This is a genomic window from Clostridium vitabionis (assembly GCF_015351765.1).
In the GTDB taxonomy this organism is placed as follows: domain Bacteria; phylum Bacillota; class Clostridia; order Lachnospirales; family Lachnospiraceae; genus Clostridium_R; species Clostridium_R vitabionis.
The window spans coordinates 281,612-304,277 of the sequence record NZ_JADKQA010000002.1 but is presented as its reverse complement, the minus strand read 5'-3'; the positions used below and the strand labels follow the sequence as shown (position 1 = coordinate 304,277).

Below are 22,666 nucleotides of genomic sequence, written 5' to 3'. Positions count from 1 at the left end.
TAGCTTTCCCTCCAAAAATATATAATGCAAAGTAAGTCATCAATATGTGCTAGTTTACCTCTTTCTACCCTTGATATATATAAACGTATTGTAAGTCTCCTGTTTTCTTTGAATCAAATAAAAATTCTACATAGGTAGTCTTATACTTGTTAAAGCCTTCTCCCAAATCTCCATGAGGCTTATTTGATGCATTTGGTTTGCCATATGTATCAGTCAACTCAAATGGTAGCAAGCATGCTCAAGGTCTCAGATCGAATGATCAGAAATTATCGAAACGAAATTAAAGAGCTTCACGATCAGTTCGAATCAGAATAACAGCCAGAGGGCGATACAGCATCACGTCTGTACCGCCCTCTTTTCACGCATTCGTAATTGTTATCTGACCGTCCTTGTGTAAATATAATCTGATGAGGACGAAAAAATGATGCAGGCTGTGAACTTTATTATCATCTTATTCATTCAGGTAAATCTTCTGCCATCGCCCAGGCTCCTTTTCTGGCCCAGATGATGTATTTCCCCCATCTTTGAAAACATAATAATCCTTACCAACCTTACACAAATCACCGGCTGAAACAGCTTTATCCCAACTGGTGAAGTATGACAACTCTCTAATAGTACCAGTATATTTAGCCATAGCACTCCAGCTAGTAAATTTATCCGGATTACCAATCGTAATCCAATAATTGTCTATATTTTTATTTTGAGTTCCAAAATAAATATTTCCATTATAGGAATAGACTTTTCCAGGAACAATGTCGTAATTGCTTTTATTTTCTATTTCCTTATTCCATTCATTTATCGAGGAATTAACTCTAATTCCCGGGTATGTTGATAACTTTACACTTTTCAACTTTCCATCAACCGCGGGCTTTTTGGAACTTCGCCCGCGGAAAATAATGGGCTAAATATTACGGATCCATGGTAATCGGCTCCTGTTTTTGGAACTCAATGATAACTTCGCTTGTTGCTCAGGCCCCGTCTCGCTTTGTCCCGGAAAGATCTGCTTCCCTGGCCTCACGCTCAAGTGTCTTCTTGTTCTTGGATTCCGGTGGCCTGCCTGGCTTTCTCTTGACGTGTACGATACCTGCAGCTGCCTCGGCTGCCTCTCGCTCGAGGGTCTTCTTGTTCTTGGATCCAGGCGGTCTGCCCCGGCCTCTCTTTTTCGTTATTCCGTCTGAAGAGTCGGCTGTCCGCGGTACAGAAGTTGCATCCTGCTTTCCTTTGTCCGGAGCAGGTATTGCACCATTGCCATCTGTGATGACATCTGTTGGCTTTTCACCTGAGACGCCGGCTTCTGGTACTGTCAACGGATCGCTGCTATTCGTGTCGAAAGAAGCAACGGATTTTCCACTGGCATCATCCTCAGCAATCCTGAGCCCTGCCTTATCCGCCGCTTTTCTCACGCGAATCAGCTCGTTTGCCTTGCGCTTTTTCTCGATTTCATCATCCGAGAGATAAGCTTTGCGTGCAAATGCGTACTTCCTTGTGAGTTTGTTTTTCTCACCCTCTTTGAAGACATAGGTGAGCGCATTGTCCTTCCGATTGATCTTGAAAGGGCTGGCAATCCGGAAGGCATCGTAGAAATCTCTGGCCTGTCGGATCGGAATCTCCGGGAGAATGACTTCGTCGAAGACCTCCGCCTTCTGACCACGCAGTTCCAGAAACAGGCTGGAGGGAGATTCCCTGAAAACCTGCCCAACTGGGATCTGTTCAAGAAAGCTCTTCCCGCTTTTGTCGGTCATGGCATCCTCGGAAGGTTCATCCAGAGCCTTGGCGAGTGCCGGGGATACCTCCACATACCTGCTGTCCACCATGCCGAGCCGATTCTTGATAACGATGACAAGAAACGTGGCAATGAACGCAATCAGCATGTGTCCTTTCAGGGTCTCCATGTTGTGCTGCCGTACCGGAAGGAACTTTGCATAGTTCTTGCCAAAGTCAAAGTACTGCTCGATATCCTGGCGGACATAGTATTCCGGAAGGACCTCCTCTACAGGAAGGTCTCTTGTAGTGACGATGGCAAAAACACCAAGCTGCTCAGAAATCTCGAGGATCTGGTCACAGGTCATCTTCCTGGCAGACTTCGTCTTCATCAGCCGTGTGTACTTGAAGGAGCTGCTGTCGCGGTCTCTGCAGAGATAAACAAACCCTGTGACGTCCTTCCCAGTTTCCTGATCGACGGCGATCTTCGTCTCGACCTTGACGATATAGAGAATGCGGTCCCTGTACCGAATCGCATTTGTGTCATCTTTAAGCTCCGCGGCATGCTCATCCAGGATCTGCTTGTACAGATCATAGGTGGGATTCAGTCGGGTCATGAAGTCAATGCCAGAGAGAACAAGTTTCTCCATGGTAGAGGGACAGCAGTATCCTGCATCACCAATGGCATAAGAAACATCGCAGTGATACTGTTTCGCCAGCTCAATGATGCGCTGTGTCGTGGAAACATCCACGATGTTGCCCGGGATGATCTCATAGAAGATCGGCAGTCCGGTAGACCGCTGAACAAGGGCAATCATCCGGAACTCGATATTGATATCGCCCTCATGGTTGCTGACACGGGTGACCGGGAGATCACACTTGTTTGGCATTCCGGTGCTGTCGATCAGGATAGAAACCTCCTGATCCGTTGAATTCAGCAGATACTTGATATGCGCAAGAAGGAAGTCCCTGCGCTGGCTGTCGTCGCCGAGCTTTGCCAGCATATCACTGATCCGCTGGCTGTAAATGTTGGCCTTCGGGAACAGGTACGATGCATAGTTCTGTCGATACCACCTGTCGGCATTCACGTTCGCCTTTCCCTCAAGGATGTAATAGAAAAGGAGGGCGTACAGAGTGTCCCGATTCACATATTTGAGAGAGTCAAGGACTTCGTTATAGCCGATCGAATCGATCAGTGTTTTCAGGAAGTAGGAGTCGCCGAAGTCCACAAGCACATGCCGCTCTTTTCGCGCTCCGTCAGGGTTCTGTTCCGCGTTCGGGACATCCTTTGCCTCAAGTGCAGTGATGCTCTGATCATCCGGATTGAAATGGAAGTAACCTTCATCCCGTTTCCAGAAGATAAGGCGGTCCTTGTCGATCACCTTTCCGAGGTACTTCTGCCCCTGCTTCCTGGGGCCCTGATCCGTCTGAATCGTAGAGCCTGGCCATACAGCAACAAGTGTGCCGGATGAGTTATTGCGATAAGAAATGCTAGGCATTTATTCGTCCTCAAGTTATTGTTTATGATAACTTATTGTACGATATTTTGCCCGGCTTCGCAATAGTAGTAGCCAAGAAACACCGTGCTTTAGGCACTTTTTTGAAAATATTGTGCAGAAATATTCCCGAGAGTTATCAAGTTACCCGGGAAATAGAGATTAAAAGCATTAGGAAGCTTTGTAGTCGTGTTTATATCATCTGGATTTGCTAAAGGACCAGAGCCGCTTTCGCCACCAGTGTTTCCACCTCCGGTGCTTCCTCCGGCACTGCTACCGCCAGTACTGCCACCGACACTTCCACCAGTACTTCCACCCCCAGCATTTCCGCTTCCTGAGCCATTTCCCGCTTCATAGTGCAGGATGACCTGATCATCCTTGTACTCAACCCACGCGGTTCCGCCTGCTTTGGGATCTTTTCCTTCTACCCGGTTATATACGCTTTCCAGATTCTTTCCAAGCCCGGTGCTCTGCCATTTATCCTTCTGCTGCTTGAGCTCGACCGCGCCGAACATTTTCCAGCCATTGACATCACCGTCATCGGTAATCGCCTCTGCCATCACCTGCGCGTACTGTGACCGGATATTCGCCGCATCCGTAGCTTCTCTTGCTTTCTCAAGCTGAGAGCTGAAAATCGGAATGCTGATGGCGACAAGAACTCCGATGATGGCGACCACGATCAGGAGTTCTGCCAGGGTGAAGCCGTTCCTATTCTGTTTTTTCTTCATCCGGTGTCACCCCTTTCCATTCGCCGCTGGCCAGTTCCGCGCTGTCTATTTTGTGAAATTAATATGGGTCTGTTGCTTTATTTCGGTAGTTGTCATTCGCCTGGATCTGCCTGGTTGACTGCCACTCTCGCTTTTTTCATCTGGCTGCTGAAGATCGGAATGCTGATGGCTGCGAGTACCCCGATAATGGCGACCACGATCAGGAGCTCCGCAAGCGTGAAGCCGTCTTTGTTTCTCATCGTGTCATCGCCGTCTTTCCGAATTACTGATCACCGGAGCTGTTCAATATATACCGGGAATACTCACAAAGAAGCCGCTGGCAAGCCATCTTGCGAACATTCCCGGCATATCGCAAACCATCCCCGTTTTAAGCTGACTGCGTTCTCTGTCTGGATTTGCATCTGCCCGGAAAACAGACTGGTACTGGGCAAATACCGATCTTTTATGATTTCCCGTTCTGGAAGATATAAGCATACTGCAAATTTCCCGTTCCCTTTGAATCGAAATAGAACGCGACATAAGTATCCTTATTTTCGGAAAAATCTTTTCCCATGTCTCCGTGCGGATGCGTAGAAGCCACTGTTGCCGGGTTTTTGTTCGTATCCGTAAGAGTAAAGGGCAGATTATCCGCAAGCCCGCTCCAGTCATTGGCCTTCTTGCTTTTTACATTTACCTTGACCCATACCGCAGAAACATAGTATTTCGATCCAGCATGATTGACATATATTCTTGTGCCATTTTCCTCATGGATATAGTTGTTTTGTCCTGTTCCTGAGCCATTTTCTCCCTGATATCCGTTATAGGTCAGCATATCCGACATGGCGACAGCATAAGCGGAGCGGATGCTCGCGATAGATACGGCATCCCTTGATTTCTCCAGCTGCCTGCTGAAGATCGGAATGCTGATCGCGACAAGCACGCCGATAATGGCAACAACGATCAGGAGCTCTGCGAGGGTGAAACCTTTCTTATTCTTTTTCATCATGACCGCCCTTTAATGATATACGACATCATTCCGAGTAACCCAGCTATCGTACACACAGAACAATGAAAACCTGCTTTAAAACAAGACCCTCCGGATGCACTCCAGAGGGCCATTAGAAATTTCTAGGCAAATTTATTTGTCTTCGACAGCCGTCACGCTTGTAATTTTTCCATTTTCGTCATAACTGAACGTAAGTTTCCATGACTGTGCAGTACCACCGAGACTCCCCTTAGCTTCCCATTTGTCTTTGCCACTCACAAGGTTGCCGAACGGAAGCTGATCAAGGTTATTCAAACCCTCTTGAGTTCCCTTGGAAACAACACCCTTTACCTCAACCGTAGCTGTTCCCTTAGAAGCGTCTGGCGTGTACGTGACACCATTTGTCGTATCGCTTGACTGAGTAAGTTCTGCAGTCTGTGCCTCGGCATACGCCGCTCTGATATTGGACAGCGTAACCGCATCACGGCTCTTCTCCAGCTGCGATGTGAAGATCGGAATGCTGATCGCCACCAGAACACCAATGATCGCCACAACGATCAGCAGCTCTGCCAGGGTAAAGCCCTTCTTATTTCTTAATTTTCTGTTCAGAAGATTCTTCATAAAATTGTTCACTCCCTTTACAACACTGTCCTCCCGGGAAACCGGGAAGGTTCCTTGGAATAGTTTCCTTTCCAGTGACCTATCTTAGTCCCCGATTGACAGAATGTAAAGAGAAAATTGATCGCATTTTGTTACGTTTCTGTATATATTCATTATAAGCCGGGAAGGCTTGGAAAAGACCTCTCGCAGTCTTTTTTAAAACCTTTCCGGCTTTGTGGCGCTGAGCAGTTTTCCACAAATATCGGCTTTTCCATATCCTGCCCTGGCCCTACATATAGTTGTAGATCGTGAACATCGGCAGATAGATGGAGATGACAATGAATCCCGTGAAGACCGCGAGCGCAGCCAGGATGATCGGGTCGAGCTTCGCGAGCGCCTGCTTGGTCGCGTTGTCTGTCTCGTTCTCATAGAAATCGCCGATGACCTTGAGGGTCTGGTCGAGGTCGCCGGATTCCTCGCCAATCGCGCACATTTCCCGCAGGGTCTGCGGAAAGCTGTCGCAGTCTTTCAGGCTGTCGCCCAGGGAATGCCCTTCCTCCAGGCGCTCCGGGACTTTCGCGATCTGGGACTGCATGATGTAGTTGTCCAGCGTCTTCCCGGTGATCTCCACGGCGTGGTCGACCGTGATGCCGGCGCGGATCAGCATCGACATCGTGCTGGCAAAATGCGCCGCGCCGTTCATCCTGCGGATATTGCCCCAGATGGGCATTTTCAGCTGTGCGACGCCCTGCACTTCCCGCCCCTTCGGCGTCCGGACATAGAATCTCCAGGCCAGAATGGCAGCGACGATGACGAGCGCGATGAGCGCCCACCAACGGGAAGTGAATTTCGACATCGCGATGAGCAGGTTTGTGAGGAGAGGAAGCCGGCCGCCGAGATCGGCAAATGCATTTGCCAAGGAGGGAATGACGAACACCATGACGATGATGAGGACGATCACCGCCACCGTGAGGACGAATACCGGGTAAATCAGTGCCTGCCGCACTTTCTGGCGTGTCCTGTTCAGCTTGTCATAGTAATCCGCCATCGATTGGAAGGACTGCTCGATGTTGCCGGTCTCCTCACCGGCGCGGACGGTCTCAATGAACGTGACGGGCAGCTTCGGCCCGTTACGCTCAAAGCTGTCGGCAAGGCCATTTCCCGCGGAGACATCTTCCGCCGTTTTCTGGAAAATCCTGCGGACGGTCTTATTCTCCGTCTGATTCCCGATGAGTTCCATGCACCGCGCAAGCGGTATGCCGGAGCGCAGCGTGATGGCGACCTGCGCGCAGGCGACAGCCAGGCTCTTGATATCGATGCGGTTCGTCCTGATCTCCCGGGAAAGGATGCCGTTCTTCTCCTTCTGCTCCTTGATCGAAAGAATGATCGGGTACTGCTGGCGGACCTGCACGGCGGCTTGATATTCATCAGCCGCATTGACAATGCCATTGGCCACAGAACCGTCTGTCGATTGTGCTCTGTACAAATATGTCTTCATAAGCGATCTTGGTCTTTTCCGGTGAAAGCAGCTGCCTCACCCGTATGTGGAAAGCCTCTTTTTGAGAAATTCCTGGTCATTCGCCGCTTCCAGCGCGGTCTCTCTCGTGACCGTCCCCTCACGGACAAGGCGGGCAAGGCAGTTGTCCATCGTGATACTGCCCTCGCTCGCATTTGCCAGCATGATAGAGGACATCTGCGGGGTCTTGCCCTCGCGGATGAGGTTGCGAATAGCCGCGGTGCTGATCATGCACTCGCAGGCAAGCGCCCTTCCCTTCCGGTCCGCCCGCGGCAGGAGCTGCTGCGAGAGAACCGCCCTGAGCGTCATCGAGAGCTCCATGCGAATCTGATCCCGGCGATTCGCGTCAAAGGAGCTGACAATTCGGTCGACCGAATCAACCGCCGAGCTGGTATGCAGGGTGGCAAACACCAGGTGGCCAGTCTCCGCCGCCGTCATCGCGGTGAGCATCGTTTCCGGATCACGCATTTCCCCGATCAGGATAATATCCGGGTCCTCCCGGAGGACTGCCCGCATCGCGGAGGCGTAATCCCTCGTGTCCGTCCCGATCTCCCGCTGGTTGACAATGCATTTGTCCGGCTTGTAGATATACTCGACCGGGTCTTCCATCGTGATGATGTGCCCGCGCCTGGTGTGGTTGATCCGGTCAAGAATCGCGGCAAGCGTCGTCGATTTGCCCGATCCGGTCTCGCCGGTCACCAGGATGATGCCCTTCCGGTATCCGGGAAATTCCAGGACGGCCGGCGGGACGCCGAGCTCCTCGAGATCCGGGATGTGATCGCTGAGGATCCGGAGCGCCATGCTGAGGTGCCCCTGCTGGTGAAACAGGTTGATCCTGCACCTCGCCCCGCTGATGGTCCGGGCAAGATCGATCTCCCCGATGTGGTCCAGCTCCTCCAGGCGTCCGCCCGCGGCCTGCCCGGCAAGGCTTCTGCATGCATCGTCGCCGAGAATCCCCGGCGCGAGGTCGGTGAGTTCGCCATTGACCCGGCATTTGGGAGGAAGGCCGTAAATCAAGTGGATATCCGAGGCGCCCTTCCCGGCCGCCAGGGCGACCAGATCCTCCAAGCTGATCTCTGTCATCCTATGTACCTCCGCTTCTGCGCAGGCCCCTGCCTGTGCACTTTTGTTCCCGCGGCTTCCCCGCCCCGGCTTCTGTGTTCCCCGCCACAGCCTTCTAATCCGTCACCATGATTGTCCGGCAGATTTCCTCGACGGTGGTGATCCCCTTCTCCGCGAGCTGATCCGCGTGCTGGAGCATCGTGGTGTACCGCGCGGTCCTCTGCGCGGCCTCACGGAATGTCTGCTTGTCCACATTCCCGGTGATGCAGCGGCGCAGCTCGTCATTCATGAGCAGAATCTCAAACACGCCGATCCGCCCGCGGTAGCCCGTGTGGAAGCACTGGTCGCAGCCGGCGCCGTGGTAATACTTCCGCCCGGGATAGGCATTGATCCCCGGCAAGGCGAGTAACCGCGCATCCGGGGTATATTCCGTCCGGCAGTGTCCGCAAACCCGCCGGAGCAGCCGCTGGGAAATAATCCCGCGAAGTCCGGCGGAAATCAGGTACGGCTCGACGCCCATGTCTTTCAGGCGGTCGATCGCAGAGACTGCGTCCTCCGTGTGGATGGTTGTGAAGACAAGGTGCCCGGTGATCGCCGCGCGCATCGCAATCTCGGCGGTCTCCCCGTCACGGATTTCCCCGACGCAGATAATATCGGGGTCCTGGCGGAGAATCGCGCGCAGGCCGCTCGCGAAGGTCAGCCCGACCTTCTCATTGATCTGCACCTGCGTCGCGCCCGGGATGTTGTACTCCACCGGATCCTCCAGCGTGACGACATTGATCTGTTCATTGATCAGCTCCTGGAGGAGCGTGAACATGGTTGAGGTTTTGCCGGAACCGGTGGGGCCGACAAGCATGATGACGCCGCTCGTATTGGCGAGAAGCCGGTTAAGTTTCTCGTTGTCCTCGTCAAATACCAGGCCAATGCCCTCACGCGTCAGCATCCGTTGGTTGCGCCCGAGGATGCGGACAACGATTTTCTCCCCGTAGATGGTCGGCAGCGTGTTCACACGCATATTGACCGGCGAACCGTCCCGATCCTTATAGTCGATGCGCCCGTCCTGCGGGATCCGCCTTTCCACAATGTTCATCCGGGCCATCACCTTGATCCGCGAGATCACCGGATCGATCAGATCCTTCGGAATCTCCAGCGTCTTGTGCAGGCGCCCGTCGATGCGCATGCGGATGTCCATGTGATCCCCTACCGGCTCGATATGGATATCAGAGCTGTTCTCATCCAGAGCGCGGTTGAAAATGGAATTAACCAGCCGGATGGTCGGCCCCTCGACAGCCTCATTTCCCCCCGGTTCCGCCGCATCGACCTCATCGGCGGTGAACCCGGCCTCGGCGCGCATCTGTGCCATGGCCTCCGTGGCGGACACATTCCCGTACAGCACATTGATCGCGTGCTCGACCGCCTCTTTTTTGGCGATCATGGGGATAATGCTGAGCTTGGACGTGGTTTTCGCCTGCTCAAGAGCCATAAAATTCAGCGGATCCGCCATCGCGAGAAAGAGATTGCCGCCGGACACGCGGACCGGGACAATGGCATTGTCCTGGGCGAGCTGCTTCGGGATGTACCTGGACATCGACGCATCAATCTGCGTCTTCGTCAGGTCGATATAGTCAATGCCGAGCTGCTGCTGCAGGGAATTGATGACATCCTGCTGCGTGATGTATCCCTGGCTGATCAGGGTTTCGCCGATCCGCTCTCCCGGCTTTTTGTGCTTCAGCGCTTCATCCAGCTCCTGCTGGGTGATGGCGCCGGAGGCAATCAGAATATCCCCCAGACGTTTCTGCCTCATCGCTTCCTCCGATCGTTATGCATCTTTGCCCATGCCGGCGGGTGTTCTTGCCAGAAGTCGGGAATTCCCGGCTTCCTGCCACAGCCCGACGGCATCTGACAGCTCCTGCCGCTCGCGTCAGTGCGTCTCCTGGTCAGCTCCCTCGCTCTCGTACCTCTCGCGCTCCTCCGAGAGGATGTCCGTCAGCGGGCGGTCTCCGTCCTTCGTGTTACTATCGTCCTCGACCTGGACCCCGTCGGTCGTCGTGGCGTCATAGAGTGTCTCAAAGAACGTGACATTCAGCGTGGCGCTGATCCTGTCGGTGTTGAGGTTGGGCTGCACATCCGCCAGGGACTGGTTCTCCCCCTGCGATCCCGCCGAGGTGAGGGAAATGTCGGTGATCAGGCAGCGGTACGGGCAATTATGAAGATTTTCGATGATTGCCCTTGCCGCCGGATAATTTGCCGCCGTAAAGCTTGCGCTGATCACGCGGCGCACCGTCGTTCCAGACGCCGTGGCCTGGGAAAAGGTAAAGTTAAAGGAATCCGCGGCAGAAAAAATGTCATTCAGCGCGTTGATTTCATTTTTTAAGTTGTCGTAGGTTGCAACCTCCCCGCTCCCGCTGGCCTTATTTTTCTCGATCTCAGCCTTCATGTCCTCGATCTTCCCCTTCTTCTGCTCCTCCTGCTGGATCTGCAGCATCAGGTCCGCCGTGTCGTACTGCGTCTTGGCGTCCTGCACATAACGGAAGATAAACTGGTAGTAAATGAGCCCGAGGAGAAGCACCGTGAGGATAAGAATGAGGGCGATTTCTGATTTCCGGAGTTTACGATTCATCATCCTTCGCCTCCCTCCGTGGACGACTCCTGGCTCTCCTGCGCGCCATCGGCGCCGCTCCCCGCCGCCTGGGAAGCCGCATCATCGCCGTCCTGCGCGCCATCCGCGCCGCTCTCCGCCGCTTGGGAAGCCGCATCATCGCCGTCCTGCGCGCCATCCGCGCCGCTCTCCGCCGCCTGCGTCGAGGCCGCCGGCTTAAAATAGATATCCATGGTCGACACGACCACACTGGCAGCCGGGGTCCCCGCCGGCACATTTCCCCCGGAACCCTGCCCGGAATACGTCCTTGCGGACGCCTCATCCCGGGTGGACGTGCTGACCGTCACATAGGAGACAATGCTATAGTTCTCAAGATCGGCCGCCAGGGACGAGACATTTGCCAGCTTCTCGGTGTTGATCACCAGTGTCGCCTGATTTCCGGTGACCGAAATGCTCTCGAGCGCATCCTTTTCGAGAATCTGCTCCTCCGCGATCTTCAGAATATCGAGGCGGTCCTGCAGGGCGCTCTCATCACTGTTCAGGCCGCCGTCGCCATAATGGCTGTACGCCTGGAGGATCTGGTTATAATCGGAGTTTTCCGACTGCAGAAGCGCATATTGCTGTTTGGTGCCGCTATACTGCTGTTCGAGCGCATTCACCCTCTGGAGCTGCCCGATGACCGCAAACCGCGTGAAGAGGTAGAGCCCAACCAGGTACACGCCAAATAGGCTAAGGGAGATCACATTCTGCTTTTTGTGGCTCTCGACAATATAGAGATTGATTGACTTCTTCGCCGGAAGGGCGTTTTTTCTTCCCAGCGGTAAATCTGTCTTCAATGATAACAACGTTCGTCCCTCTTTCCGCTATCCGAGGCATGGCCGCGGTTCTGGCCGCCGCCGCGTTTCTGCCAGCCGGCGCATGACCGTGGTTCTGGCCGCCGCCGCGTTTCTGCCGGCCGGCGCATGACCGCGGTTCTGGCCGCCGCTGCGTTTCTGCCGGCCGGCGCATGGCCGCAGTTCTGGCCGCCGCCGCGCCGCGTTATTCCACGATGCAGCCGTACACCTGCGGCCCGTCGTTGATGCCCTCCGCGAAGATCCCGTCCGGCAGCAGGTCCGCCACCGGCTCACACTTCATGTTCGTCGCCGCTTCCAGGCGGTGCAGATAGCATTTCGGCGGAAGCCCCGAACCCATGTAGTAAATCCGGTCGATCGTGTTGCCGGGATTATTATATCCGTAGAAGTTGATGGAGCGCATAACCTGTGCCACAAAGCTTCCGATCTCGTCGTCCACCTCCGGGTCGCCCAGGACGTCCGGATCGGCGGCAGAGAGCCGCGTCCACGCCGCGTGCTTGTCCATGCCCCGGTTCTTCGCGATGATGTCCGCGATCTGGCCTGCCCCGGCATCGATATTGCGGGTGATCTCGAAGGCGTGACGCGAATAGAAATACATTCTTGTCCCGCCGTGGCCGACATCGAGAATGACGAAATCCCCGGGTACCTCTGCCGATGCATCCGGCGCGGGCAGAACCGCCTCGAGCGCGATAACATCCGGAACGATCTTTTCTATCTGGATGCCCGCGAGCTTAGCCATCGCACGGAAATTTTCAACGGTCCTTCTCCCGATCGCGCAGGCGATCAGGGTCATGTCCTTCTCCCCCATAGAGACAAGGGAATAATCGAAAAAATAATCCTTGATGTCGCTGTTCAGGAAATCGTGCAGCTCGTATGGCATATTGATCATGAGCTGCGCCTCGGTCATTTTCGGCATCGTAATCCGCCGGATGACAATATTGTTAGCGGCAGAGAGCGAAAGCGCCGCCCGCCTGGTATGAATCCGGTTTTCCTTCCGCGCCGTCCGGATGACGTCAGCCAGCGCGTTGAACGCAACCACGCGCCCGCCCTTCACCGCATTGTCCGGCAGCGGGACTTCCAGATATTTCATTATCTGGCTGCCCTTGACATCAGCTATCCGGACGGAACTGGTGCCAATGTCAATTCCCAACATCGTTTTCGTCATGAATCACACCTTAACCTGCCCCGGCTGTGCAACCAGCCTGCTGTGGATCTTGCTACAACTATGCAGCCAGCCTGCTGTGGCTGAGCTATCAACCTGCGTTAACGGAAGTCATTATAGCAGGATATGCAAATCCCGTGAAGAGCCATCACAGCCCGATCAGGGAATTGTACCAGAAAATCAACGGCCTGCCGTAGAGCAGCACGATCATAAACGCCGCGGAAATCGAAGGGCCGAACGGGATTTTCCCCTGATGCCTTACGGTAATGAAGATCAGCCCGATCACGCAGGCGAGGATCAGCGCGAACAGGCCGCCGGTAAGGCCGAGGTAGAGCCCCATCACGAAGATGAGCTTTATATCCCCGCCGCCCATGCTCTCGCGCCCGAGGATCTTGTCCATCATCAGGGAAATGGCAAGGACGCCCGCCCCGAGGACAAATCCCCCGATCATGCCGTTTTTCAGTGTTTCTCTCCACGGTGCGTGAATGAGCGGGAGAAATGCCGCCCAGAGGACAATCCCGGTGGCAATCGCTTTGTCCGGAATCGTGAAACTGGCAAGGTCGATGAGCGACAGCGCAAGAAGGATGCAGTAAAGGATCATCGCGCGCAGGGCATCAAAGCTCAGTCCCAGCCGCAGAATGATCGCCACGAAGACGGCGGCGGAAAGGGTTTCTGCAAAAAAGGACTGTGCCGATATCTTCTGATGACAATAGCGGCATTTCCCCCTGAGAGCGAGGTAGCTGAACACCGGCACCAGGTCGGCGGGGCCGAGAATATGGCCACAGCTGTCGCAGTGGCTCCTCCCTCTCCAGATGCTCTCCCCGGTCACGGTACGCCCGGCAAGGCAGGTGAGGAAACTCGCCATCACGGCACCGAGGACGGCGGCCAGAATCAGCACATAGGCCGTGATCACGCCGCTGGTAAATATCAGATCTGTCGAAAAGCTTCCTGAATTGATCAATTCTTCTTCTCCACTGCAGCGATATGCGGGGCAGACACTTAGCGGTAAGAATGGCATCCATTCCGCGAAGCAGTGCTCCCGATACGCACGGATTGCCCGAAGGTAAGGAAAAACGCCTGACGAGTGCATTTTCCAGGCACCCGAGAGACGTTTTCCTATCTGGTAAATTTTCCCGATCAGAGAACCAGGGACGGCACTGTATAGACACGCGCCAGAAGCTCCTGGTTCAGCGCGTACAGGCCTTTCGGATCGCCGCCAAACAGCTTGTACTTTTTAATCAGGTCATCCGCGTTCTTCTCTTCCTCGCCCTGCTCCTTGACAAACCAGTCGAAGCACTGCATCGTGCGGAAATCGTCCACATCTTTGGCCGCGCGGTAGATGCAGTTGATCAGCCTGGTGACTTCCTGCTCGTGTGCAAGACCCGCCTCCAGCGGATCCAGCGGCGTGCTGTACGTTTTATCCGGCTTCGGCACCACGTCAAATTCTACCTTGACGCCGTTGTTCAGCAGGTATGTCCGCATCAGCATGGCATGATCCCGCTCTTCCTGAGCCTGGATATCATACCAGTGGGCAAATCCATCCAACCCCTGATCATAGTAGTAATTGGAAAAATCCAGATACAGGTAGGCGGAATAAAACTCCTTCGTAATCTGCTCGTTGATCAGATCGCTGACTTTTTTATCCAGCATAGTATCGTCTCCTCCTCTGATGATATGATCATGTCGTAAAGCAAATTTGCTACGCAAAGATGCCTGGCGGCCAGTCCGGCTTCCCCGGCAGCCTGTCTTATTATATCACAATCAGGGCGGACATAAAGCGGACATTTGCCGGATCTGCCGACATTCATCCATTTTCTCCGCCTACTTCAAATTCGATTTCCCCTGACGAACCGGGTGCAATTTCATATGGTTCAAAAACGATAACCGGCCGGTTGTTCCCGTTAATATAGAATTTCGTATCTCCGGAAATTCCGGCAAACCCGCCTTCCTCTGGCGTGAAAAATACTTCTCCGGCTTTCTGCCTTTCCGTGATCTGTTTCTCAATGCTCTGATTGACAATTTTCGAATAATTGTCGCCCAGCATATCTTTTAACGTAACATATTTCCCCGTGTTTACATCCAGATTATAATACTTAGCCTCATTATTGCCATTTGCCCAGTTTTGAGTACCTCTCACCACAAAAGAAAGATAGTCCTGATTCTGTTGCTTAATCTCATAATTTACGGAAATCCGTATCTTATGCTCCGCCCATTCTTCCGGCGTCCCTCCTGTAGCCAGAAACGCGGTTCTGTATTCCTCCGCAGCCGAAACCGCCTGATCCGCATACTGCTTGCAGCAATCATAAATATCATGGTTGATTGCATCGGTTGTTATCCCGGTATCGTCAGCAATCATTTGAATTGATGGGATTTCTACCGATACCGCGATATCATCTTTTTCTGCTTGATAAGACCGGAATGTCAGCACCTTGGCCAGCCCTCCGATGACCGGGAGCTGTGCTGCCTCTTTTGCAAATATCGGGCTTGTATTTAAAGCGGTAGTAAATAGAATAGCGGCCGCAGCGGCGGTAACTTTCATCATGAGGAGTGCTTTTTTGAATCTTTTTTTCGAATTCGCCCTGTTCTCTTCTTCCTGCCGCGTCCGCGACTTCATAATTTCCTGCTCCACACGCACATGAAGCTCCTCCGGAATCACGATCTGATCGTATTTCTCTTTCAAATCCTGTAATCTGCCCATAACCCCGCCTCCTGAATATCTTCTTTTAATTGCTTTAATCCCCGATAAAGTTTCGTTTTGACCGTATTCCGATTTAATCCGGTAATACCGGATATCTCCTTCAAGGACATTTCCTCAAAGTATCGGAGCTTGATAATGCCCTGAACATCCAAGTCCAGCTTATCCAACTCCTGCTCTAATTCATTTCCCTGTTCGTACTCTTTTTCAAAATATGCCACTTCCTCCTGTTCCGCTGCATCGGCGGCTAAAGGAAATTTCTTCCGCTTTTTTATGATCATCAGGCATTCATTGATCAATATTCTATAAAACCACGTCTTGATTGCATCCGCATTCTTAATACTTTCATGCGCTTCAAGCGCTTTACAGACAGCACTTTGGACGGCATCAAGAGCGTCCTCCTGATGTTTGGTATAGCTGTAAGCCATTCGATAAAATCGGTCTTGATTTTCAAGAATGTACTGAACCAGCCTTTCATATAAGATTTCTTTCACTGTGGGCACACACCTTTCTGTTTGTCTTTTACTATATAGATCGTTCTGGCACGGAAAAAGTTTCAAGAATACAAATTTCGAATCATTCAGCGGAATGCGGTGATTACCGCCCCCCCCCAAAAAAAATAGAGGCTGCCACAATTCCATTATCATGGAGTTGCAACAGCCCCTTTAACCGATCCCCTATCCCCAATGTGCCGGCTCTTCATTCATTGGCAAAGGAGTTTTCCAAAAAACGCGCAGCATTCTTCCGAAATACGCCGTCAGCACCTCACCTTGCTCAATGCATAATTGAAAAATCGCTGAGAATTTTATACTATAAGGATGAGTTTTTTCCAACCCCGTATGGGACGCGGGATTGAGAAAAAGCAGGGCAGTAGAGAAACCAATAGTCTTTGCCTTTTGCGGGAAATCCGTTTATAGTATCTGTGTACTCATGACCCGGCGGCGCCGGCGTCAGGTATACTTTCTGAAGAAATCACGCAAGAGAGGCAATCGGTTATGACAGGCATTCTTCTAAAAGCAGCGGCATTTGTATTCATCATTCTCATCGGGATGATTTTCCGGAAAATGCATCTGGTCGGTCCTGAGGCCGGAGATGCGCTCATGCAGCTGATGCTGAATTTCACGCTTCCCTGTGCACTGGTCACCTCTTTTGCCAGAATCGCATCTATCAGCACCACGCTGCTGCTGCTCACCGTCCTCGGAATCGGGTCAAATATCCTCATGATCCTTGTCGGAGGCATTGCCAGCCGTGGACGGAAAGGCGGCGACCGCGCGATGTACATGCTCTGCTGCTCCGCCTACAACATCGGCGCGTTCTGCCTGCCCTTTGTACAGGATTTTCTCCCCGCTATGGGAGTTGCGGCCGCCTGTATGTTTGATGCCGGGAACTCGATCATGTGCACCGGCGGAACCTATGCCTTCGCCTCCGAGTACACGGCCGAGGCCGCGAATAAACACGGATTGGATGTCCGGATGGTCTTCAAACGGCTGAGCAAAAGCGTTGCCTTCCTGGTCTATGTCGCCATGTTCATTCTGACCTGCCTGAACCTCCACCTGCCAGAAGGCGTTCTGACGATTCTTACCCCCGCATCAAACGCAAATGCCTGCATGGCCATGCTGATGATCGGGGTAACCTTTCACCTCGAGTTGAAGCGGGAGTATCTGGGCGATATTGTCAAAATGATTGTGCTCCGGCAAATCTGGGCCGTGATCCTCGCTGCCTTCTGCTATTTCGTCCTGCCGTTTGACCTGGTCATCCGACAGGCTCTGGTGATTGTCGCTTTCGGGCCGATGAGCGCCATCTCTCCCGCATTTACCAGCATGTGCAACGGCGATGAGGGTAAAGCCAGCGCCGCAAACTCCCTGACCATCATTCTCAGCATCGTGGAAATTACCCTTGTCCTGATCGTACTCGGCATCTACTGAGAGCCCCGCCAGGTGAAATTCGCTGGCGATGGAATTTTCCCGAAAAGTGCACGACATTTTTTCGAAATGCGCACGCCGGCAGCTCATCCCGCTCAATGCTTATGCCGGCAGTTCATCCTGTTCAATGTGCAATTGAAAAATCACTAAAAATTAGATATATTTAGTGTCTGCTCAATAGCGTAGAATGCAATATTTACTGACAATAACGGCGGATTGCGGTATAATAAGTGCAAAGATTTTTGCAATTTCTCCTAATTTCTTTGCACTTATTGATATATCCGAGGCAGTCCGCCATGTACAAAAAACCGTCCGAGCACCAGATTTCGATTTTTGATTTCAACCAGAGCTGTGGAACACCGCTGGATGAAAACAATGAATGGGTCCGGCTTGCAAATGCCATCGACTGGACAAGCCTGGAAAAAGTGTACGCTTCTCTCTTTCCCTCACACGAAGGACGGCAGGCCTTTCCTCTGCGTGTTGCTCTCGGTGCTCTGATCATTCAGAAACGTGAGGGGCTTTCTGACCGCAGGCTGGTTAAGGAAGTCGCCCAAAACCCGTATTACCAGTACTTCATTGGTATGGACCGGTTTTCGGACACCTGCCCGTTCAAGCCGACAGTTCTCGTGTATTTTCGCCGCAGGCTGGATTCCCGTTTTCTGATGATGGCGAATGAAGAATACCTTGCTGCAGGCGCTGCCACGCCGGAACATGCCGGCGATAAACCGGAAAAATCCGCCGACGGGGAGAACGTGGGGACTTTCATTCTGGATGCCACCTGTTCTCCGTCCAACATCAAGTATCCTCAGGACTTTGTGCTTCTCAATGATGCCAGGGAGAAGCTCGAAGAGATGATTGACTATTTCCATCACCAGTATCATCCATGGACGAAGCCCAGAACATACCGGAGGCGCGCAAGAAAAGAATATCTTGCCATGGCGAAAGCCAAAAAACGCCCGACGAAGAAGCTCCGGAGCCTGATCCGTAAGCAGCTTGGCTGCCTGAATCGCGATCTGCGGTATCTGGAGGCATACATGACAGAAGGCTATGCCCTGCCACAGAAGTATATTGACTGCTATCTGACCGTCCAGAAGCTGTACGAACAGCAGAAGTACATGTTTGATAACAACACTCACAGAGTGGATGACCGGATTGTGAGCATCAGCCAGCCGTATATCCGTCCCATCGTGCGCGGCAAAGCCAAGTCTCCCGTGGAGTTTGGCGCCAAGTATGATGTCAGCATTGACGAAAAGGGCCACGCCCGCCTGGAGAAGCTCCAGTTTGATCCTTACAATGAGAGCTCTGTCCTGCAGGATGCGGTAGAACGTTATAAGGAACGCACCGGGCATTATCCGGTACGGGTTCTTGTTGACCAGATCTACAGGACAAGGGCGAACCGTGCTTACTGTAAAGAGCACGGCATCCGCATCTCCGGCCCGAGACTGGGGCGTCCCGCAGCCGATCATAAGGCTAACCGGGAGGAGTATAAAGACAACACTGACCGGATCGAGGTAGAGCGCTTCTTCAGCAGGGAGAAGCGTTGTAACGGCGCTGGTCTCATTATGACCAGACTGGCTGAAACAACACTGGCATCTATCGCATTATCAGTCTATGTCACCAACCTCTTCGCAATTCCTACAGGGAATCTTTTTGTGCTTTATTTTGCGGACTGCGGATACGGGCCGGAAACAGCGCAGTTCATCGAAATGGACGATGCAACGTGAGCAATTCGCCAGAATTCCGGGCTGCACTGTACGGTTGGCAGCCGTCCAGATACCTTTGCAGTTTGCTAAAATTGGACCCAATGTTGAGCAGACACTATTTAAGGATAAGTGATTCCTGACCTATTTGGGTACGCGCGATCAGGGAAGGAAAGGAGCGAAAGAATTTATGTGGATTCTGTTTGCCTTCGGTTCAGCTCTCTTCGCAGGGCTGACCTCTATTCTTGCCAAGTGCGGCATCAGGAAAACGGACTCAACCGTGGCTACTGCCATCCGTACCATTGTTGTGCTGCTGTTCTCATGGCTGATGGTGTTCGTGGTCGGATCGCAGGGAACCATCTCTGGGATTACGGGCAAGACGCTCCTGTTTCTGATCCTGTCCGGCCTTGCCACCGGCGCGAGCTGGCTGTGCTATTTCAAGGCGCTCCAGCTTGGCAATGTGAACAAGGTTGTGCCCATCGATAAATCCAGCACCGTGCTGACCATTCTGCTGGCGGCCGTCTTCCTGAAGGAAGGCATCAGCCTGGCCAAGGGCGTCGGCGTGGTGCTGATCGCCATCGGCACATTCCTCATGATTGAGAAAAAGCAGGGTAGCGGAGAAACCAAAAGCGCCGCATGGCTGTGGTACGCGCTGGGTTCGGCGGTATTTGCCAGCCTGACGGCCATCCTAGGCAAAATCGGGATCTCCGGGGTGGAGTCCAATCTGGGAACTGCCATCCGCACGGTGGTGGTGCTGTTCATGTCGTGGATAATGGTATTTGTCACCGGCAAACAGGGGGAGCTTGCGGCCATTCCCAAAAACGAGCTGGGTTTCATCTGCGTGTCCGGCCTTGCCACCGGCGGCAGTTGGCTCTGCTACTACAAAGCTTTGCATGAAGGGCCGGCCAGCGTCGTGGTGCCCATCGACAAGCTGAGCATCCTGGTAACGGTGCTGTTCTCCTATCTTGTGTTCCACGAGCAACTGACGAAGAAGTCCGCGCTGGGTCTTGCGGGAATCACAGCAGGCACGCTGCTGATGCTGTTTTAAAGCCCTGAAAGTTCCGCAGCGCATCACAGTTCAGGGAATAATAGCTCCACTTTCCCTCTTTCCGGACATTGACCAGACCGCAGTCGCAGAGAATCTTCATGTGATGAGAAAGCGTCGGCTGCGTAATATCAAAAGCTTCGAGAATCACGCAGGCACACTTTTCACACCCGGGAAGCATCTTCACAATTCGAAGCCTGTTCGGATCCCCGAGAGCCTTACAGATGGCGGAAACTTGAAGTTACGCTATAATTATGGGTTCCTCCCCGTTTCAGCGCTTCGCTTAAAGAACAGGGCACACCTCTCGGCCCTCTGACAGCAAAGATGCCATATTCATTTTTCAAAACATGAAATGTGAACCTGTCCGGCTGATACCGCTCAAGCAGTTCTAACTTCATGATTGTCCTGATTGTAAGATGATCATCCTGATAATCGTAAGGGATATTCGTCCGCGTAACCCTACATTTATAGAGAATAGCCGATACCGGGTAAGCTGCGTACATAAATACGATGTCCCCCGCTTTAATTCCCGCTCCCTGCTTCCAGTCTATTTCACTTCCCTTATCAAACGCGTGCTCTATATCGTAATACTTCGGATTTGCCGGAATAATCCACTCTTTTGGCGGACGATACTCCTGATTTTTTTGTTTGGAAGCCGTTACGAGGAAGCTTTCATCAATCCATCTGCAGATATCTTCGAAAGGAACCGTTCCATCAAGAAGGATGGAGATCCAATTTCCGCGGTTAAAATGATATCCTTTGAAATATCCGTCCTGACGCGTCACGACATCCACAAGCAGAGGATCACTTAGTTTTACATTGATAACGTCCACCCTCTGTTGTCCGGCCAATCCCAGCTTTTCCTTCGGAACATCCATGATAATCGCAAACCACTTGCGGGTGTCCGGATGCCGCATGACCGGAAAGGTCGGAGCGGTCGGCAAAGGATAATCCTCTGCAACGTTATATTTTTTTCTCACATATTGGAATATCTCATCGCGCCCAATCATTGTTTCTTTGCCTTTGCAGGCTGCTTTACTCTCTATGATCAATCTTCCCATGGTTTCTCGGGCTTTCCTGAAAGCGACGGGTCAACGTAAGCGTATCTCTCCGGCTCTTTCCCGATTTTTCTGAAATACGCTTTGATGTCTTTCTCGTGTCCGATATCATTCGGCTCATAGATTTGTTCTTTACGAATCTCATCAGGAAGATACTGCTGCTCCACCCAGTGATTCGGATAGTTATGCGCATACTTGTAACCGACACCGCGGCCAAGCTTTTTTGCCCCCTTATAGCTGGAGTCCTGCAGATAGGATGGAATCGGCAGATTTCCTGTCTTCCGGACCAGCGACAATGCTTTTTCAATACCGAGATAAGCAGAATTGGATTTCGGTGCGGAAGCAATATAGGCGGCTGCCTGAGCGAGGATGATTCTTCCTTCCGGCATACCGACACGCTCTACACCGATTGCCGCTGATGCTGCAACACAGATCGCCATCGGGTCGGCATTGCCAACTTCTTCTGATGCAGCTACCAGCATCCTGCGCGCAATATACTTCACATCCTCACCCGCTTCCAGCATCCGGGCCAGATAATAAAGGGCAGCATCCGGATCAGAACCGCACATGGACTCAATAAAAGCAGCGATCGTATCATAGTGATTGTCCCCGGTTTTATCGTAGCGGATTGCCTTCTTCTGTATGCACTCCTCTGCCACCTTCAGTGTGACATGTATCTTTCCATCGCTTCCCGGATCTGTTGTAAGCACAGCAAGTTCTATGGCATTCAGAGCAGCGCGGGCATCGCCATCTGCGATATCGGCCAGAAAATCTGCCGCATCCTCCGTGATCTCTGCATGGTATGCTTTTACTCCCCTTTCTGACTCGAAAGCCCTGTGGATTAAAGTCAGAATATTCTCCTTTGACAACGGCTTCAGTTCAAAAATTCGCGATCTTGAAAGAAGCGCACCATTCACTTCAAAATACGGATTCTCTGTTGTCGCGCCGATCAAAATCACCGTGCCGTCTTCTACATATGGCAGCAAATAGTCCTGCTGTGCCTTATTGAACCGATGGATTTCATCAATAAAAAGAATTGTTTTTCTTCCGTAACCGCCCAGATTCTCTTTCGCCTTTGCGACAACCTCCTCAAGATCTTTCTTTCCCGCTATCGTTGCGTTCACCTGATGGAAATCCGCAGATGTCGTCCCGGCGATTACACGGGCAAGCGTTGTTTTCCCCACACCGGGCGGCCCATAGAAAATGACCGAACTGATCCGGTCCGCCTTAATCGCACGGTAAAGAAGCTTATCTTTCCCGATAATATCCTCCTGGCCAACCATCTCATCCAAAGTTTGCGGACGCATCCTGGCAGCAAGGGGAGCTTCCTTTTCTTTCCGACTCTCAGCCGCATATTCAAAAAGATCCATTTATTGATACACCACCTTTACTTCCCTTCTATATCACAATACTGTCCAGAATCACAGGCCCTGTGATTCTGGCTTCATGTGTTGACTTTATTAAGTACATTAAATATACCTTATCTATATTAGTATTCAAGTACTCAGTTTTTATAACCCATGTGGGCGAGAAAACCCACGGTTTCAAACGTGAGGATGATAGCCCA

Annotated in this window: 22 protein-coding genes; 3 read left to right on the top strand and 19 right to left on the bottom strand. The window is 52.3% G+C overall.

Annotated features, from left to right (window positions below; translation table 11 throughout):
• Positions 1 to 451 precede the first annotated feature (451 nt).
• The 16 genes from ISF27_RS06305 to ISF27_RS06230 all read right to left on the bottom strand — a co-directional run bounded on the left by ISF27_RS06305 (position 452) and on the right by ISF27_RS06230 (position 16,015).
• Positions 452 to 850: a hypothetical protein gene (locus tag ISF27_RS06305; RefSeq protein ID WP_194610242.1), complete on the bottom strand. Its 399-nt coding sequence runs from the start codon at positions 848 to 850 to the stop codon at positions 452 to 454.
• A gap of 118 nt (positions 851 to 968) precedes the next feature.
• A complete protein-coding gene (locus ISF27_RS06300) occupies positions 969 to 3,200 on the bottom strand; it encodes an IS1634 family transposase (protein WP_194610061.1) in 2,232 nt (743 codons plus the stop codon).
• 89 nt (positions 3,201 to 3,289) lie between these two features.
• Complete coding sequence (locus tag ISF27_RS06295; RefSeq protein WP_194610240.1) at positions 3,290 to 3,925, bottom strand: type II secretion system protein; 636 nt, start codon at positions 3,923 to 3,925, stop codon at positions 3,290 to 3,292.
• 92 nt (positions 3,926 to 4,017) lie between these two features.
• Positions 4,018 to 4,164 carry a type IV pilin protein gene (locus ISF27_RS06290; protein WP_194610238.1) on the bottom strand — a complete coding sequence of 49 codons (147 nt, stop codon included), beginning with the start codon at positions 4,162 to 4,164 and terminating at the stop codon, positions 4,018 to 4,020.
• 203 nt (positions 4,165 to 4,367) lie between these two features.
• Positions 4,368 to 4,910 carry a type IV pilin protein gene (locus tag ISF27_RS06285; RefSeq protein ID WP_207727403.1) on the bottom strand — a complete coding sequence of 181 codons (543 nt, stop codon included), beginning with the start codon at positions 4,908 to 4,910 and terminating at the stop codon, positions 4,368 to 4,370.
• A gap of 132 nt (positions 4,911 to 5,042) precedes the next feature.
• On the bottom strand, positions 5,043 to 5,510 hold the full coding sequence (locus ISF27_RS06280; protein WP_194610236.1) for a type IV pilin protein: 468 nt from the start codon (positions 5,508 to 5,510) through the stop codon (positions 5,043 to 5,045).
• 268 nt (positions 5,511 to 5,778) lie between these two features.
• Positions 5,779 to 6,987: a type II secretion system F family protein gene (locus tag ISF27_RS06275; RefSeq protein ID WP_194610234.1), complete on the bottom strand. Its 1,209-nt coding sequence runs from the start codon at positions 6,985 to 6,987 to the stop codon at positions 5,779 to 5,781.
• A gap of 36 nt (positions 6,988 to 7,023) precedes the next feature.
• The gene (locus ISF27_RS06270) at positions 7,024 to 8,088 is read right to left on the bottom strand and encodes a type IV pilus twitching motility protein PilT (protein WP_207727402.1); all 1,065 of its coding nucleotides are present in this window, start codon (positions 8,086 to 8,088) and stop codon (positions 7,024 to 7,026) included.
• A 94-nt stretch (positions 8,089 to 8,182) separates the two neighbouring features.
• Complete coding sequence (locus ISF27_RS06265) at positions 8,183 to 9,871, bottom strand: GspE/PulE family protein (RefSeq protein WP_194610232.1); 1,689 nt, start codon at positions 9,869 to 9,871, stop codon at positions 8,183 to 8,185.
• A 117-nt stretch (positions 9,872 to 9,988) separates the two neighbouring features.
• Positions 9,989 to 10,690 carry a hypothetical protein gene (locus ISF27_RS06260; RefSeq protein ID WP_194610230.1) on the bottom strand — a complete coding sequence of 234 codons (702 nt, stop codon included), beginning with the start codon at positions 10,688 to 10,690 and terminating at the stop codon, positions 9,989 to 9,991.
• Entirely contained in the window at positions 10,687 to 11,511 is an 825-nt protein-coding gene (locus ISF27_RS06255; protein WP_207727401.1) for a hypothetical protein, read from the bottom strand. The genes ISF27_RS06260 and ISF27_RS06255 overlap by 4 nt, the downstream gene beginning before the upstream one ends.
• 193 nt (positions 11,512 to 11,704) lie before the next feature.
• Positions 11,705 to 12,682 (bottom strand): type II secretion system protein GspL, encoded by a 978-nt coding sequence (locus ISF27_RS06250; protein ID WP_194610226.1) that lies wholly within the window; start codon positions 12,680 to 12,682, stop codon positions 11,705 to 11,707.
• Between the two features lie 145 nt (positions 12,683 to 12,827).
• Positions 12,828 to 13,640 carry a prepilin peptidase gene (locus ISF27_RS06245; protein WP_194610225.1) on the bottom strand — a complete coding sequence of 271 codons (813 nt, stop codon included), beginning with the start codon at positions 13,638 to 13,640 and terminating at the stop codon, positions 12,828 to 12,830.
• 176 nt (positions 13,641 to 13,816) lie between these two features.
• The gene (locus ISF27_RS06240; protein WP_194610223.1) at positions 13,817 to 14,329 is read right to left on the bottom strand and encodes a ferritin; all 513 of its coding nucleotides are present in this window, start codon (positions 14,327 to 14,329) and stop codon (positions 13,817 to 13,819) included.
• Positions 14,330 to 14,483: 154 nt separating this feature from the next.
• Positions 14,484 to 15,377 carry a DUF3298 and DUF4163 domain-containing protein gene (locus ISF27_RS06235; RefSeq protein WP_194610221.1) on the bottom strand — a complete coding sequence of 298 codons (894 nt, stop codon included), beginning with the start codon at positions 15,375 to 15,377 and terminating at the stop codon, positions 14,484 to 14,486.
• Complete coding sequence (locus ISF27_RS06230; RefSeq protein ID WP_207727400.1) at positions 15,356 to 16,015, bottom strand: RNA polymerase sigma factor; 660 nt, start codon at positions 16,013 to 16,015, stop codon at positions 15,356 to 15,358. The genes ISF27_RS06235 and ISF27_RS06230 overlap by 22 nt, the downstream gene beginning before the upstream one ends.
• Before the next feature lie 354 nt (positions 16,016 to 16,369).
• Between ISF27_RS06230 and ISF27_RS06225 the strand changes: the two genes are divergently transcribed.
• The 3 genes from ISF27_RS06225 (at position 16,370) to ISF27_RS06215 (ending at position 20,044) form a co-directional block, all read left to right on the top strand.
• Positions 16,370 to 17,299 carry an AEC family transporter gene (locus ISF27_RS06225; protein ID WP_194610219.1) on the top strand — a complete coding sequence of 310 codons (930 nt, stop codon included), beginning with the start codon at positions 16,370 to 16,372 and terminating at the stop codon, positions 17,297 to 17,299.
• Between the two features lie 293 nt (positions 17,300 to 17,592).
• On the top strand, positions 17,593 to 19,020 hold the full coding sequence (locus ISF27_RS06220) for an IS5 family transposase (RefSeq protein WP_194608004.1): 1,428 nt from the start codon (positions 17,593 to 17,595) through the stop codon (positions 19,018 to 19,020).
• Between the two features lie 166 nt (positions 19,021 to 19,186).
• The gene (locus ISF27_RS06215; protein ID WP_194610217.1) at positions 19,187 to 20,044 is read left to right on the top strand and encodes an EamA family transporter; all 858 of its coding nucleotides are present in this window, start codon (positions 19,187 to 19,189) and stop codon (positions 20,042 to 20,044) included.
• Here the strand turns inward: ISF27_RS06215 and ISF27_RS06210 are convergent.
• The 3 genes from ISF27_RS06210 to ISF27_RS06200 are packed head-to-tail and all read right to left on the bottom strand — an operon-like array spanning position 20,013 to position 22,469.
• Positions 20,013 to 20,267 carry an ArsR/SmtB family transcription factor gene (locus ISF27_RS06210; protein ID WP_328701545.1) on the bottom strand — a complete coding sequence of 85 codons (255 nt, stop codon included), beginning with the start codon at positions 20,265 to 20,267 and terminating at the stop codon, positions 20,013 to 20,015. The genes ISF27_RS06215 and ISF27_RS06210 overlap by 32 nt on opposite strands.
• Complete coding sequence (locus tag ISF27_RS13510) at positions 20,260 to 21,102, bottom strand: MmcQ/YjbR family DNA-binding protein (RefSeq protein WP_328701534.1); 843 nt, start codon at positions 21,100 to 21,102, stop codon at positions 20,260 to 20,262. The genes ISF27_RS06210 and ISF27_RS13510 overlap by 8 nt, the downstream gene beginning before the upstream one ends.
• Complete coding sequence (locus tag ISF27_RS06200) at positions 21,090 to 22,469, bottom strand: replication-associated recombination protein A (RefSeq protein WP_194610216.1); 1,380 nt, start codon at positions 22,467 to 22,469, stop codon at positions 21,090 to 21,092. The genes ISF27_RS13510 and ISF27_RS06200 overlap by 13 nt, the downstream gene beginning before the upstream one ends.
• Positions 22,470 to 22,666 lie beyond the last annotated feature (197 nt).